We start from the raw sequence: 13,495 nt of genomic DNA, 5'->3' as shown, positions 1-13,495 counted from the left end.
GCCTCGATAGGATTGGGCACCCCATCGATGAGGGGAAATTACAGATGGCGGCACCGTTGACCGCTCGGCGATCGGTTGTCGTCATCAGCGATTGGGTCGATGGCCAGCATCCCGAGCACGACCGTCCGCCATCCTCCCTGCTGCCGGCACACGCAGCCGCCCCAGTCAGTCAACCGTGGACCGGCGATCTTGCCCCCGCGGAGGTGACGGGCGGATATCTTGAGCGGCTACCCCTCGCGTTGATCGCCGCCGGCATCGTCGATCAGGCCGAAATCTGGCATCATTGGCGTGGCGAAGACGAGCCTCCATTCCGCAGGGACAACGCGGTTCTGGCGCGCCGCGCTTTCCGGATCGACGGCGAGCATGCCCCCTTTGCTTCGTCGCAAATGCATGCGTTCGTCGAGGCATTCGGCGCGCCGCATATCCTCGTCGTGTTCGGCTTGGGCGTCGCGCCCGACCTGCTCGAACTCTGCGCTAACAGCATCATTCTCTACAATTCGATCGACGCGCCATCGCTGCGCGTACCTCGGCAAGTCAGCGAGCATTTCGATCTCGTCATCACCGGCGCACAGTGGCAGTCGGACGAAGTCGAGGCCCGCCACCCCGGCATGCGCACCGCGATCCTGCCGGTCGGGCCTGAGTTCGCCGCGATCGACCAGTTCCGTCCGCTCGGCACGCCCAAGGATTTCGACCTGATCTACGTCGCCGCCGCGCAGCCGTACAAGCGCCACGACATCCTGTTCGATGCGCTCGCGCAGCTTCCGCGCGACATCCGCGCGCTTTGCGTGTTCGGATACGGCGAGGATGCCGACGCACTCCGCCACCGCGCGCAAGAGCAGAACCTCTCGATCGAGTTCGTCGGACCGCCGGGCGTGCCTATCGACGAGGTCAACCGCCTGATGAACCGCGCCAGGTTCGGCGTCGTCTGCGGCATCGACGACGGCGCGCCCGCGATCCTCACCGAATACATGCTCGCGGGCCTACCCGTGCTCGCCAACGCCGAATTACGCTGCGGATTGCAGTTCATTCTGCCCGAGACCGGCATGACGGCTTCGACGACCGGGTTTGCCGATGCAATTCTTACAATGCGCGAAACCTACGAAGAATATCGGCCCCGCCACGCCGTGTTGGAACGTTGGACTTGGCAGCATAGCATTGTGCGTTTGAGGGAAATTATCCAGCAAATACATGATGCAAAGCAATGACATTTACATAGTCAGGTTCGGGGTGTGGGCTTAGGTTCGATCGACAACGCGGATAACCGCGGATTTGCGGATTGGAAGAGCGTGCACGGTATCGGACCTATTCTCACGCCCTCGAAGTCCGACGATGCCGCCCCGCCGCCGCTGATCTGCTTCTCGCACCTGCGCTGGGATTTCGTCACGCAGCGCCCGCAGCACCTGATGAAGCGGTTCGCGCAAACCCAGAGCGTGTTCGTCTGGGAAGAACACATCCCCTGCGACCATCCGCTGCCCTTCCTCGAACACCACCCGTTTCCCGCCGACAACGTGATCGCACTGCGCCCGCGGCTGCCGCATTGGTGGAACGCCGAGCAGGTCGAGGCGGGCTTGCGGCAACTGCTCGACATGCTGGTCGCGACGAGCATTCGCGCCAAGCCTTTGCTCTGGTTCTACACGCCGATGATGCTCCCGTTCGCCGAGCATCTCGACGCCGCCGCAGTCGTCTACGACTGCATGGACGAGCTGTCCGCGTTCCGCTTCGCCGACCCCGCCCTGCTCGACCGCGAAACGCGACTGCTCGCGCGTGCCGACCTAGTCTTTACCGGCGGCTACAGCCTTTACGAAGCCAAGCGCGACCGCCACCGTGACGTCCACGCTTTCCCTTCGGCGGTCGACGTCGCGCATTTTGCACAAGCCCGCGCCGGCATCAGCGAACCCGAAGATCAGCGCCACGTTCCCGGCCCGAAGCTCGGCTTCTTCGGCGTCATCGACGAGCGCATCGACTTAGCGTTGCTCGACGCGGTCGCCGCTCAGCGACCCGACTGGTCGTTCGTGATGATCGGCCCGGTCGTGAAGATCGATCCCGCGCACCTGCCACGCCGCGCCAACATCCACTGGCTCGGCGGACGCGGCTACAATGAACTCCCCGCCTATCTCTCGGGCTGGGACGTCGCGCTGATGCCGTTCGCAATCAACGCCGCGACACGCTTCATCAGCCCGACCAAGACACCGGAATATCTCGCGGGCGGCCTGCCCGTCGTCTCGACGCCGATCGTCGACGTGATCCGCCACTATGGCGACGCAGCGGCCGTCACGATCGCCGCCGATGCGCCCGCGTTCGTCACCGCCTGCGAGACCGCGCTAGCCCTCCCCCGCGAAGGCGCCTGGCGCGACGAAGCCGATCGCCTGCTCGCCACGCAATCCTGGGACCGCACGCAAACCGCCATGGCCACCGAGATCGACCGCGTCCTCCACGCGAAACGCACCTTCCGCCCCGCGCCGAAACGCGAACGTTACGACACGCTGATCGTCGGCGCAGGGTTCGCCGGCGCGGTCCTCGCCGAACGCCTGGCCAGCGACAGCGGTCAGCGCGTGCTGGTCGTCGACCGCCGCCCGCACATCGGCGGCAACGCGTATGACGAGCATGACGCGGCGGGCGTGCTGATCCACCGCTACGGCCCGCATATCTTCCACACCAACTCCGCCGACGTGTTCGACTATCTGTCGCGCTTCACCGACTGGCGCCAGTACGAACACCGCGTGCTCGCCAGCGTCGACGACAAGCTCGTGCCGATGCCGATCAACCGCACTACGCTGAACGCACTCTACGGCCTGTCGCTCAAGGACGACGCGGAAGCCGCCGCCTTTCTCGCCAGCCGCGCGGAATCGGTCGAGGACATCCGCACGTCCGAGGACGTCGTCGTCGCCGCGGTCGGCCGCGATCTCTACGAAACGTTCTTCCGCGGCTACACGCGGAAGCAATGGGGCCTCGACCCGTCCGAACTCGACCGCGCCGTCACCGCGCGCGTCCCGACCCGCACCTCGACCGACGACCGCTATTTCACCGACAAGTTCCAGGCGATGCCGGCGAACGGTTATACGCGCATGTTCGAAGCGATGCTCGACCACCCCGGCATCACGCTCGATCTCGGCGTGGAATACCGCGACGTGATCGACCGCATCGACGTCGACCACATCGTCTTTACCGGCCCGATCGACGAATATTTCGACTTCCGCTTCGGCAAGCTCCCCTATCGCAGCCTCCAGTTCCGCCACGAGACCCACGACGTGGCACAGTTCCAGCCGGTCGCGGTCGTCAACTATCCCGACGAAACCGTGCCGCAGACGCGCATCACCGAATACAAGCATTTGACCGGCCAGCTCCACGCGAAGACTAGCATCAGCTACGAGTTCCCGAGCGCGGAGGGCGATCCTTATTACCCGATCCCCCGCCCCGAAAACCAGGCGCTGTTCAAACGCTACGAGGCGCTCGCCGATGCTGAGGAAGGCGTGACCTTCGTCGGCCGCCTCGCGACCTATCGCTACTACAACATGGACCAGGTCGTGGGGCAGGCGCTCGCCACCTATCGACGCATGGTGGCCAAGTCCGCCGTCCTCGAAACCCCCGTGATGGCCGCCGAATGACCCGCATCTGCCTGTTGACCGACAGCCTCGCCCCGTCCGGCGTCGGCGCGCACATGATGACGCTCGCCGAAGGATTGGGCGGAGACGAGATCGTCGTCGCCGCGCGTCCCGGCACGGGCCTGCTCGAACACGCCGCCGCCAAGGGCTATGCGGTCAAGGCGCTCGACGACGATGCAGGCCTCGCGCGCTGGCTCGACCGCGCCGCGCCCGACATCGTCCACGTCCACGCCGGCATAGGCTGGGAAGGCCACGCCGCCGTCCGCGCCGCGCACGCCGCCGGCGTCCCCGTGATCCGTACCGAGCACCTCCCCTATCTCCTCACCGACCCCGCCCAACGCGACGAGCATCGCGACACCGCAGCCGCGCTCGCACGCCTGATCTGCGTCTCGGACGCAGTCGGCGACACCCACCGCGCGGCAGGCGTCGATCCGGCACTCGTCGCGACAATCCACAACGGCGTCGGCGCGCACAAACCCTCGCGCTCCCGCGAAGCCCTCCGCAGCGAATGGGGCGTCGGCACTGCCCCCGTCCTGCTGATGGTCGCGCGGTTTGCGGAGCAAAAGGGCCACGCGCTCCTGCTCGACGCATTGCCGGCTATCCACGCCGCGCATCCGGACGCGATCGTGCTGCTCGCCGGCGAAGGCCCACTCCTCACCCAGACCGCACGCGCCGTCGCCGCCCAAGGGCTGGCCGGTACCGTCCGCATGCTCGGCACTCGCGGCGATGTCGCCGACCTGATGACGCTCGCCGACCTGCTCGTCCTGCCCTCTGCATTCGAGGGCCTGCCGCTGGTCGCGCTCGAAGCGATGGCCGCAGGCCTGCCCGTCGTCGCCACCGTCGCGCCCGGCAATGCCGAAGCGATCGAGGACTGCGTCACCGGTCGCCTGACCGCCGCGGACCCGGCCAGTTTCGCCGATGCGATCGTCACGCTGCTAACCGACCGCGACCGCCTCAAGACAATGGCCAGCGCCGCGATCGAGCGCCAGCAAGACCTCTTCTCGGCCGATCGCATGATCGCTGACACGCGCGCGGTCTACGCCGCCGTGCAAGACCAAAACACAAGGGAGACGGCGTGGAGCGGACACGGATCGGGTTCATCGGCGCGGGCGGCATCGCCAATCGCCATTTCGGCGTGCTGGAGCAGTTCGACGACGTCGCGATCGTCGCGGTCGCCGACGTCGACATGGCCCGCGCGACCGAGGCCGCCGCCCGCTTCGGCGCCCGCGCGTTCGACGATGCCGCGGCGATGCTGGCCGCGGCCGACCTCGACGCGCTCTACATCTGCGTGCCGCCCTTCGCACATGGTGAACCCGAACGCCTGGCGATCGAGCACAAGCTTCCGTTCTTCGTCGAGAAGCCCGTCGCGCTCGACCTCGGCACCGCGGAGGACGTCGCAGCCGCAGTCGACCGGCTCGGCCTGGTCACCGCGGTCGGTTATCACTGGCGCTATCTCGACACCGTGGACGAGGTGAAGGCGCTGCTTTCGGCGACCCCCGCCCGCCTCCTGTCGGGCTACTGGCTCGACTCCACGCCGCCGCCGCGCTGGTGGTGGAAGAAGGACGCATCGGGCGGCCAGATGCTCGAACAGACCACGCATCTCGTCGATCTCGCACGCTATCTCGTCGGCGACGTCGTCCGCGTCTACGGCCAGTCGAGCCATGTCGACCGCGCCGCCTTCCCCGGCCTCGACGTCGCCACCACCAGCACCGCGATGCTCACCTTCGCCAGCGGCGCGATCGCCAATTTCGCGTCGACCTGCCTGCTCAACTGGAACCACCGCGTCGGCCTGCACCTGTTCGGCGAAGGCCTTGCGATCGAACTCACCGACCGCGACGTGATGATCGACATCGGCCGCGGCCGCCCGGTCCGCGGCACCGGCAGCGACCCGGTCGTGCTGGAGGATCGCGACTTTATCGACGCGGTGCGCGGGGGCGAGAACCGCATCCGCTGCCCCTATCCCGCCGCGCTCGAAACGCTCCGCCTCGCGCTGGCGATCGAACGCTCCGCCGTCGAAGGCCGCGCGATCGACGTCCGCGAGCGGGAGGTGATCCATGTCTGAGTGGCGCCACGTCCGCTCGCTCGGCGTCGAACGCCCCGGCCAGGCTTATTTCTTCGGCTATGACGAAGCGCCCCCAGGCGACGGCCAGGTTCGCCTCGACCTGCTCTACACCGGGTTTTCCGCCGGCACCGAACTCACCTTCGTCAAGAACAGCAACCCGTATCTCCACTCGCGCTGGGACGCAGGCCGCGGCGTGTTCGTCCCCGGCGAGCCCAGCGCGCACTATCCGGTACCGTTTCTCGGCTACATGGAATGCGCGCGCGTCAGCGACAGCCGGGTCGACGATTTCGCCAACGGCGACGTCGTCGGCACGGTGTTCGGGCACAAGACCGGCCACACCGCGGATCCGTTCAACGACCTGCTGACCAAGCTCCCACCCGAGCTCGATCCGATCCTCGGCATCTATATCGGCCAGATGGGTCCGATCGCCGCCAACGGCATTCTCCACGCGGACGTTGAGCTACTCGGACCCAATGTCGTCAATCTCGGCGACGGCATCCGCGGCCGCCCCGCTTTGGTGATCGGCGCAGGCATCGTCGGCATGCTCACCGCCCTGTTCGCGCAAGCCGCCGGCGCCAGCGAAGTCGTGATCGCCGACCCGTCCCCCTTCCGCCGCCTGCGCGCCGAATGCCTCGGCATCACCGCGATGACCGAGGACCAGGCCTGGGCCTACGCCAAGGCACGCTGGCTCCACGGCGGCGACGATCGCGGCGCGGACGTCGTGTTCCAGACCCGCGCCGACGCCGCCAGCCTCCACGCCGCGATGCGCGCGCTGAGACCGCAGGGCACGGTGATCGACCTTGCTTTCTACCAGGGCGGCGCCGACCGGCTCCGGCTCGGCGAGGAATTCCACCACAACGGCCTCTCCTTACGCTGCGCGCAGATCAACCGCGTCCCGCGCGGGCTCGGTTTCCAATGGGACCGCCGCCGCCTCGCCAACGAAACGGTGAAGCTTCTCCTCGCCCGCGGCCCCGAGATCCGCGCGCAGCTCATCACGCATGTCGTGCCCTATGACGACGCCCCCGCCTTCATCGCCCGGCTGGTCGGCGAGCGGCCCGAATTCCTCCAGATCGTCTTCAAGGTCGGCGATTAAGTACCGTACTCACTGCCGACGCCCGCCCGATCCGCATCCTGTTCGTCTTCGCCTGGCTCGTCGTCGGCGGCGAGGAAACGGAGGTGCGCTTGCTCGCCCAGGCGCTCGACCCGACGCGCTACCGGATCGAGGTCGTCGCGTGCTTCCGAAAAGACGGCATGCCCGAGCAGACGCACGCGCAGTTGGAAGCGATCGGCGTGCCCGTAGATCGCACACCCTACGCGCTCGGCTTCGACGAGACCGTCGCCTACCTCGCGAGCAAGCTGCCTGCGTACGACGTCGTCGTCTCGTGCCAGAACGTCGCGGACATCTATCCCGCGCTCGAACGCATGCACCTCCGCCCGCCGCTGATCGAGCATGGCGGCCTCGTCTCCGAAGCGCTCGCCGGCCCCAAGCATTTCACCGCGCGCTATGTCGGCGTCTGCGCCTCGATCCGCGACGCGGCCGCGAGCCGCATGCCCGGCCGCGAACACCACGCGATCGAGATCCCATCGATGGTCGACACGCGCGCCTTCGACCGCGCCCGCCGCGCGCCGGTCCGTGCGACGCTAGGGATCGCCGAAGACGTACCGCTGATCGGCTGGCTAGGCCGTCTCGACCCAAAGAAGCGCGTCGAGGACTTCATCGAAGCCGCCGCGCTCGTCCACGCCAACCACCCCCGCGCCCGCTTCGTAGTGATCGGCGGACCGGACGCCTTCATCCCCGAATACGCCGCCGCCCTCCGCAACCGCGCGCACGCACTCGGCCTCGACACCGCCCTGACCTTCCTCGGCGATCGCGACGACGTGCCCGACCTGCTCGCCGCACTCGACATGTTCGTCTGGCTCTCGCGCGGCGAAGGCATGCCGCACGTCATCGCCGAAGCCGGCGCCGCACGCCTCCCCGTCATAGCAACGCGCGACAACGGCTCGGAACAACAGATCGTCGACGGGGTGAGCGGCCTGTTCGTCCCCCACGAAGACCCGCCCTCCGTTGCCGCCGCGATCACCAAACTGCTCGAAGACCCAACACTCCGGACCCGCCTCGGCACCGCCCTCCGCGCGAAGGTCGACAGCGAGTACGCCGTCGCCGCCGTCGTCCCCCGCTGGGAAACACTGTTCGCCGAAGTCCGCTCCGACCGGTCACCTTTACCTCGTCCGACCGGACTTTTCCGCAGCTTCCTGCAAGGCGGCTTCGAATCCTCCACGCACCGCCGCGCGCACGACCGCAAGCGCGTCGACGTCATCGCCGCCAGCCATCACGACACCCTCGCCGCCCATGACTACAATGAACTCGCCAAGCTCGGCATCCTGACCGTCCGCGACGGCCTGCGCTGGCATCTGATCGAGCGCGAACCCGGCATCTACGACTGGTCCAGCCTCGATCGCCAGCTGGAAGCCGCCAAGACGATCGGCACCGAAGCCATCTGGGACCTGCTTCATTATGGCTTGCCTGACGATATCGACATCTGGACGCCCGCCTTCGTCACGCGCTTTGCGGCTTTCGCCGCCGCCGCGTCTCGCCATATCGGCCCGGCCGCACCCGACGAGACGCGCTTCTACGCCCCCGTCAACGAGATCTCGTTCTTCGCTTGGGGCGGCGGTGACGCAGCCTATCTCAACCCGTTCGCCCAAGGCCGTGGCTACGAATTGAAGGTCCAACTCGCCCGCGCATCGATCGCCGCAATGGAAGCGATCCTCGCGGTCGACCCTACCGCGCGCTTTGTACACGCCGACCCGGTCATCAACGTCATTACCGACCCTGCCCGCCCGAACGATGCCCCCGCCGCCGAAGGCCACCGCCTCGCGCAATACCAAGCCTGGGACATGATCGCCGGAAAGGCGTGGCCGCAGATCGGCGGCCGCGCGCCACTGCTCGATATCGTCGGCGTCAATTTCTACCACAACAACCAGTGGATCCACGGCGGCCCACCGCTAGCCTACGACCACCCCCTCAGCCGCCCGCTTCACGCGATCCTCGCCGACGCCTACGCGCGCTATGGCCGCCCGATCTTCATCGCCGAAACCGGCATCGAAGGCGGCGCCCGCCCCGCCTGGCTCCGCATGATCCTGCGCGAGGTGAAGATCGCCCAGTCGCTCGGCGTGCCGGTCGAGGGCGTGTGCCTCTACCCGATCCTCGACCACCCCGGCTGGGACGACGACCGCTACTGTCCCAACGGCCTCCTCGCCTGCTCGCCGATCGTAAGCAACCGTATCCCACATGCCGCACTCGCAGACGTCATTCGGACTCGGCCACTTTTAGTAAATCCAGAGAGTGCCTGAACTAAAGTACGCTCGTATCTTCAAGGCAGACCTTCAGCATGTTTAGGTTTTTCAGAAAAATTCGAGTCTTGTGTAGCAGACTGCCGCCAGCTATCTCGAAAGTATTTCAAATATACAATATTATCTAAGTCGACGCTGAGTAACTCAGCACAACTTCTTATGTCTCAGATTAAGAGGTAATTCCTATATTTTGCTAATTTTCACTTAAGCTGGATTTTGAACTTGAACGTCGAGATGGGTCGCATCGACACCTGCGATGTTCTGAGGACGGCAGATCGTAATTCCAGTAGCGCGCCACCTTTCGAAGCAGCTTTCAATTCCTTTTTCGTAATAAGTATTACTCGAGCGGCTTCGGCTGCCTTGCAAGCGCAAGCCTTCTCTCGCTTACCCCACTCCAAAGCGACCGATTCGCAACCCAGTGGGACGAGCGTTCAAGGGACCAAACGACGCGTAAACAAACGTCTATTTGTCTTTGAACGCTGGATTAAAGTCTAACAGCGGACGGGGGCTTTCTACTAACAGCAGCCTGTTGGGCCCATGCCCCAAAGCCTGAACGAACGTCTGCTTACGATCATCGCCTTCCGAAAGCGGCCGGGCTGCAATCCACCAATTTTGAATGCGGACGGTCGTGTTTCGTCACGGCGATCCGCCACACAATTAATATCCGCACGCCCGATCGATCAGACAAGGCCCCGTGTGCGTTGATACTCTTGGACGATGTGCCGCCACGACCGACTTCATTGCTTTGAACGGCGAAATTCGTGTAATCTTTTCTCCGCTTGCCTTTTGTCCACTGCGTCCCGCCTCATGTTCCAATCGACGGCATCACCACCAGCGCGGCAGGCAAAGCATTGCCATGCCGTGTCAGCCGCGTGGAGGCTGCGGGTTACATCGAGATGCCACGGACAGGTGCCACGGAGCCGGTCATCTCCATCGACGAATGGTTGCAGCTAGACGGTCTGGCTAATCAGCCCGACCACCGCATCGCGCGTTGATCCGTCGCGCAATGAGAACGTATTGTTCTCCATATTCGCCTGCCTCGTCCAGACCGCCGATCTGTATGCTGGACCATCATTTCGGTTGGTTCATCACAACGATCGTCGAGCCGGAGCAACCAAGAAACGCGGATTGGGTCGGTGTCGGCATCAGCGATGACCCCGCCCCGCTCGAACGCACGGTGCAGAGATTGCATGAACGATCGGCGCCAAGATCAGAATGAGGCGCGGCGCAATTTGCCCCCCGCGACCGCAGCGAGGAGCGGGTGGCCGAACACAATCCTCCGATCTTCACAAACGATGTTTCCGTCTTCCGGCTGCCAGATGAACACCGCGGAGCGGTAACCTCACCGCGCTCGATCCGGGACAACTGCGATGCGGAGACGCCGCTACGGCGAGCGAGCTCGGCGAGCGTCGAACCAAGCCGTCGGCGTCCCCATCGCAGAGGATCACAAAGATGAACTTGCTGACCATTTTTGGTTGGTGTCGGGCATCCGGGGATGAGGCCCCGCGTTCGGTCCAACCTCCGCCACTTGTGCCCAGTCCAATTCAAAGATCGCCATCATTCGCTTAAGCGTCTCGGAACGGGGCCACGCTTTTCCGTTTTCGATCCGTGAAACCGCAACCCGACTGATCCCGACCTGCACCGCAAAAACCTTCGGCGCAATCGGCTCGCCCATTCCCGCCTCGCCTCGTCGATAGCTCCGTATGATCTCACCCAAATCGGCACGAAGCCGACAGAAGCCTGCAGGCAGACGCATGCGGGGGCGCGGACGTTCGCAAGTCATCTAGGGCATTTACCGATTTTGTATCGTTGACGCACCCTGGATACCGACCATCCCAAAACGTCAGCATGGTCGCTGTGCAAATCGAGTGGGTGGAAGACGAGAAGGCGCAGGAGGCGCTTGCCGATCTCGTCCGGCTGCTCGCGCATCAGGCAGCAAGAGAGGCTCATCGGGAAGCGCAGGATTCCCGGCACCTCGAAGTTATGAAAGAATAAGTCATGCTGCCTCCCCTACCCCGCCGCATCGCGCTCTATGGCCGTCACTCGACTATCATGCAAACCGCGTCATCAAGCGCTGATCAGGTTGCGGCCTGCGCACCGATAGTCAGCTTTCTGGGCGGAAACGTCGTGGCAACCCAGCTTGATCCTCAGTTGTCAGGTTATCGCCGCAATCGTCCAGGATTGCAGCTGTTGCTGCGCGCAGCAGAAGCTGGTGAAATCGACATCATTGTCTGCGAGCCGCTCGACCGGCTAGCGCGTGATGCAGAAGACGTGGCTTGGCTGGGTAAGAAGCTCGCCTATCACCGCGTCCCGCTCCACACGGTTAGCGAAGGCCATGTTGACGAGATCAAGTTCGCAGTGGCAGGGCTACTCGGATCGATCTTCCTGAAGAATCTCGTCGAGAAGACGCTACGCGGAATGGAGGCCGCCGTCCTTGCGGGACGGTTCGCCGGAGGGCGTGCTTATGGCTACAAGCGGATGGTCCGGCTCGACGCGAACGGAGAGGTTCAACCCGGGCCGCTCAAAATTGACGAAGCGCAGGCTGAGGTGGTGGGCCGCATCTTCTCATGGTTCGCCGCGGGGGTATCCGCTATTCAGATTGCTCCCCGGCTAAACCACAAGGGCGTGCTAGGCCCCCGCGGTGGGGAGTGGAACGCCTCGACGATCCGCGGCGATCCCGCCAAACTTGTCGGCATCCTCAACAGCCCGCTTTATGTAGGACGCCTAGCATGGGGCGCCGGGAGTGGCGCAGGAACCCCGACAGCGAAAAACGCGAACGCCGCTATCGGCTCCGCGACCAGTCTGAGTGGGTAGAAATTGCGGTCCCTGACCTGCGGATCATCGACGATACTTTGTTCGAGGCCGCGCGCGATGAAATCGAACGACGCAAGCGGCCGGCAACGACATCGTCGACGGTCGGCAGCAAGCGCGCAAAGCATCTCCTGTCGGGGCTAATCCGCTGCGGTTGCTGCGGGGCAAACTATACGATCAGCGGGAAGGATTATTACCGCTGCGCTGGTCAGAAGGAGCGAGTCACGTGCGGTAATCGCGTTTCCGTGCGCAAGGAACCTCTGGAGGCCGCGACGCTGGCGGTTCTGCAGGAGCATCTGCTGACCGAGAACCATGTGCGCCTATTTATAGAAGAATTCGAGCACGAGATGCAGCGATTGGGCCGCCAGGACGCGGGCATGGAGCACGCAGCTCAACACCGCCTCAAGCAGGTCACTACTGAACTCGACAATCTGTACCAGAACCTGCTCGCCGGCATTGCCAGTCCGGTGCTCCGGGCGATGATCGCGGAGCGAGAGGCGGAAAAGGAGCGGCTGGCGGCACAAAGAGTGGCACAATTACCGGGAAACCGATCGTAGTCTCCCTGCCCCACCCGGTACTTATGGACCGCTTCCGCAGTAAGGTTGCGGCACTCCGCAAGTCGCTCGACGACGAAGCGATCCGGACCGAGCTGCGGCAGTGATGTCGACGCTCATCGAGAGCGTGACGATATTTCCCAACGAGCCGGGCGGCCCGGAGGCGGAGGTGGTGGCGAGGGTATCCGACTTGATGGCCTTCGCTACAAACGACAACGCCGCCCCGAGGGGCGGCAATCGTAGTTCTATAGCGGTGGTTGCGGGGACAGGATTTTACCGCTGCAGAACTCGTTTTAATTTACGCACCGCTCGCTGTGAGGTTGCATCAAACCAAGTTTAGAAAGATTTCCGGCGCCGCGCAGCTCCATAGATGAAACTTTTAGTTACCCATCACACTCACTTTTAATAGTGGCACTGACCCTCGAGAAGGCGTTCGGCCGTTGCCAAAAAGGCATCAGCGATTGCCGTCACGCAATGCATTAAAAGGATTCATAATGATCTGCGACGAGATGTGGAATAGCGTTACGCTTTACGGTCGACAGGCTGAAATTGATCGCTTCAAGGAGTTGTTCATCGACGTACCTGACGACGATGGCGACGAGACGCTCCTGGCCTTTGATGCCATCCTTCCGATCGCTCGAGCGGAAAGCCTTGAGCTTTTCGGAAAAATCGCAAGATGTGCGGGGTTCCAAACTTGGACTTTTCGCGATTCTATAAAACAAATCCTCGGAACCTACTATTTCGCGTTCGATACCGGCAATCGTTTCCCCGTTCCGGTATTTAATTATCTTGCCATACTATTTCCTGAACTAGCGTTCGATTGCTATTGCATTGCTGACAACGATTCATCGATGGGCTTCGGCTGGTTCAATCCTCCACCCGGAGGGGAGGATTTTTGTGATGAACATAGCGTACCGGTAGACCATTGGGAAGGAAACGGCCGTTATCGCATCGATCCAATAGCGCATGAGCAACATGAAAGATTGCGGGCTCTTGTGGCAAAGCAGGCCTACGATTTGGGCGTTGGCAATTAACCACCTCCCGTATCGTAAACTGGTTGGATGAGGCGCGCCGTATCCTGGCGTTGCCATGGAAACGATCGAAGCAGCCTC

Annotated in this window: 12 protein-coding genes and 2 pseudogenes; 11 read left to right on the top strand and 3 right to left on the bottom strand. The window is 63.8% G+C overall.

Translation table 11 applies throughout. The annotated features are described in order from the left end of the window. Positions 1-44: 44 nt before the first annotated feature. The 7 genes and pseudogenes from QP164_RS03515 to QP164_RS03490 all read left to right on the top strand — a co-directional run bounded on the left by QP164_RS03515 (position 45) and on the right by QP164_RS03490 (position 9,018). Entirely contained in the window at positions 45-1,205 is a 1,161-nt protein-coding gene (locus tag QP164_RS03515) for a glycosyltransferase family 4 protein (RefSeq protein ID WP_333922145.1), read from the top strand. A 198-nt stretch (positions 1,206-1,403) separates the two neighbouring features. Beyond that, positions 1,404-3,605: a UDP-galactopyranose mutase gene (glf, locus tag QP164_RS03510; RefSeq protein WP_443027470.1), complete on the top strand. Its 2,202-nt coding sequence runs from the start codon at positions 1,404-1,406 to the stop codon at positions 3,603-3,605. Further along, positions 3,602-4,585, top strand: a pseudogene (locus tag QP164_RS03505) (glycosyltransferase family 4 protein); the annotation flags it as partial. The gene glf and the pseudogene QP164_RS03505, both read left to right, overlap by 4 nt. 92 nt (positions 4,586-4,677) lie before the next feature. Continuing rightward, positions 4,678-4,983: pseudogene (locus QP164_RS19740) on the top strand (Gfo/Idh/MocA family oxidoreductase); the annotation flags it as partial. 90 nt (positions 4,984-5,073) lie between these two features. Next, positions 5,074-5,664, top strand: a complete 591-nt coding sequence (locus tag QP164_RS03500; protein ID WP_333922142.1) for a Gfo/Idh/MocA family protein — start codon at positions 5,074-5,076, stop codon at positions 5,662-5,664. Further along, entirely contained in the window at positions 5,657-6,757 is a 1,101-nt protein-coding gene (locus tag QP164_RS03495) for a zinc-dependent alcohol dehydrogenase (RefSeq protein WP_207901277.1), read from the top strand. The genes QP164_RS03500 and QP164_RS03495 overlap by 8 nt, the downstream gene beginning before the upstream one ends. A gap of 83 nt (positions 6,758-6,840) precedes the next feature. Beyond that, positions 6,841-9,018, top strand: a complete 2,178-nt coding sequence (locus tag QP164_RS03490; RefSeq protein ID WP_333922141.1) for a glycosyltransferase family 4 protein — start codon at positions 6,841-6,843, stop codon at positions 9,016-9,018. A gap of 737 nt (positions 9,019-9,755) precedes the next feature. Here the strand turns inward: QP164_RS03490 and QP164_RS19735 are convergent. The 3 genes from QP164_RS19735 to QP164_RS19725 form a co-directional block, all read right to left on the bottom strand. Continuing rightward, positions 9,756-9,968, bottom strand: a complete 213-nt coding sequence (locus QP164_RS19735) for a CHC2 zinc finger domain-containing protein (protein ID WP_443027469.1) — start codon at positions 9,966-9,968, stop codon at positions 9,756-9,758. A 121-nt stretch (positions 9,969-10,089) separates the two neighbouring features. After that, a complete protein-coding gene (locus QP164_RS19730) occupies positions 10,090-10,536 on the bottom strand; it encodes a helix-turn-helix domain-containing protein (RefSeq protein ID WP_443027416.1) in 447 nt (148 codons plus the stop codon). Beyond that, on the bottom strand, positions 10,463-10,693 hold the full coding sequence (locus QP164_RS19725) for a helix-turn-helix domain-containing protein (protein ID WP_443027415.1): 231 nt from the start codon (positions 10,691-10,693) through the stop codon (positions 10,463-10,465). The genes QP164_RS19730 and QP164_RS19725 overlap by 74 nt, the downstream gene beginning before the upstream one ends. 173 nt (positions 10,694-10,866) lie before the next feature. Between QP164_RS19725 and QP164_RS03485 the strand changes: the two genes are divergently transcribed. The 4 genes from QP164_RS03485 (at position 10,867) to QP164_RS03470 (ending at position 13,417) form a co-directional block, all read left to right on the top strand. Beyond that, positions 10,867-11,013, top strand: coding sequence for a hypothetical protein (locus QP164_RS03485; protein ID WP_333922140.1), 147 nt, complete (start codon positions 10,867-10,869; stop codon positions 11,011-11,013). A gap of 3 nt (positions 11,014-11,016) precedes the next feature. After that, entirely contained in the window at positions 11,017-11,832 is an 816-nt protein-coding gene (locus QP164_RS03480) for a recombinase family protein (RefSeq protein WP_333922139.1), read from the top strand. Further along, a complete protein-coding gene (locus QP164_RS03475; RefSeq protein ID WP_333922138.1) occupies positions 11,748-12,386 on the top strand; it encodes a recombinase zinc beta ribbon domain-containing protein in 639 nt (212 codons plus the stop codon). Before QP164_RS03480 ends, QP164_RS03475 begins: the two co-directional genes overlap by 85 nt. 491 nt (positions 12,387-12,877) lie before the next feature. Then, a complete protein-coding gene (locus tag QP164_RS03470; RefSeq protein WP_333922137.1) occupies positions 12,878-13,417 on the top strand; it encodes a hypothetical protein in 540 nt (179 codons plus the stop codon). Positions 13,418-13,495: the final 78 nt, after the last annotated feature.

The sequence above is a fragment of the Sphingomonas sp. LR59 genome, from assembly GCF_036855945.1.
Classification (GTDB): Bacteria; Pseudomonadota; Alphaproteobacteria; order Sphingomonadales; family Sphingomonadaceae; genus Sphingomonas.
This window is presented reverse-complemented; position numbering and strand designations above follow the sequence as displayed.

Bases quoted from the DNA above. Each gene is read 5' to 3' on its own strand.
- glf (WP_443027470.1), top strand. From the start codon at position 1,404: ATGAAGCGGTTCGCGCAAACCCAGAGCGTGTTCGTCTGGGAAGAACAC.
- QP164_RS03480 (WP_333922139.1), top strand. From the start codon at position 11,017: ATGCTGCCTCCCCTACCCCGCCGCATCGCGCTCTATGGCCGTCACTCG.
- QP164_RS03470 (WP_333922137.1), top strand. From the start codon at position 12,878: ATGATCTGCGACGAGATGTGGAATAGCGTTACGCTTTACGGTCGACAG.
- QP164_RS03485 (WP_333922140.1), top strand. From the start codon at position 10,867: ATGGTCGCTGTGCAAATCGAGTGGGTGGAAGACGAGAAGGCGCAGGAG.
- QP164_RS03515 (WP_333922145.1), top strand. From the start codon at position 45: ATGGCGGCACCGTTGACCGCTCGGCGATCGGTTGTCGTCATCAGCGAT.
- QP164_RS03495 (WP_207901277.1), top strand. From the start codon at position 5,657: ATGTCTGAGTGGCGCCACGTCCGCTCGCTCGGCGTCGAACGCCCCGGC.
- QP164_RS19725 (WP_443027415.1), bottom strand. From the start codon at position 10,693: ATGGGCGAGCCGATTGCGCCGAAGGTTTTTGCGGTGCAGGTCGGGATC.
- QP164_RS03475 (WP_333922138.1), top strand. From the start codon at position 11,748: ATGGGGCGCCGGGAGTGGCGCAGGAACCCCGACAGCGAAAAACGCGAA.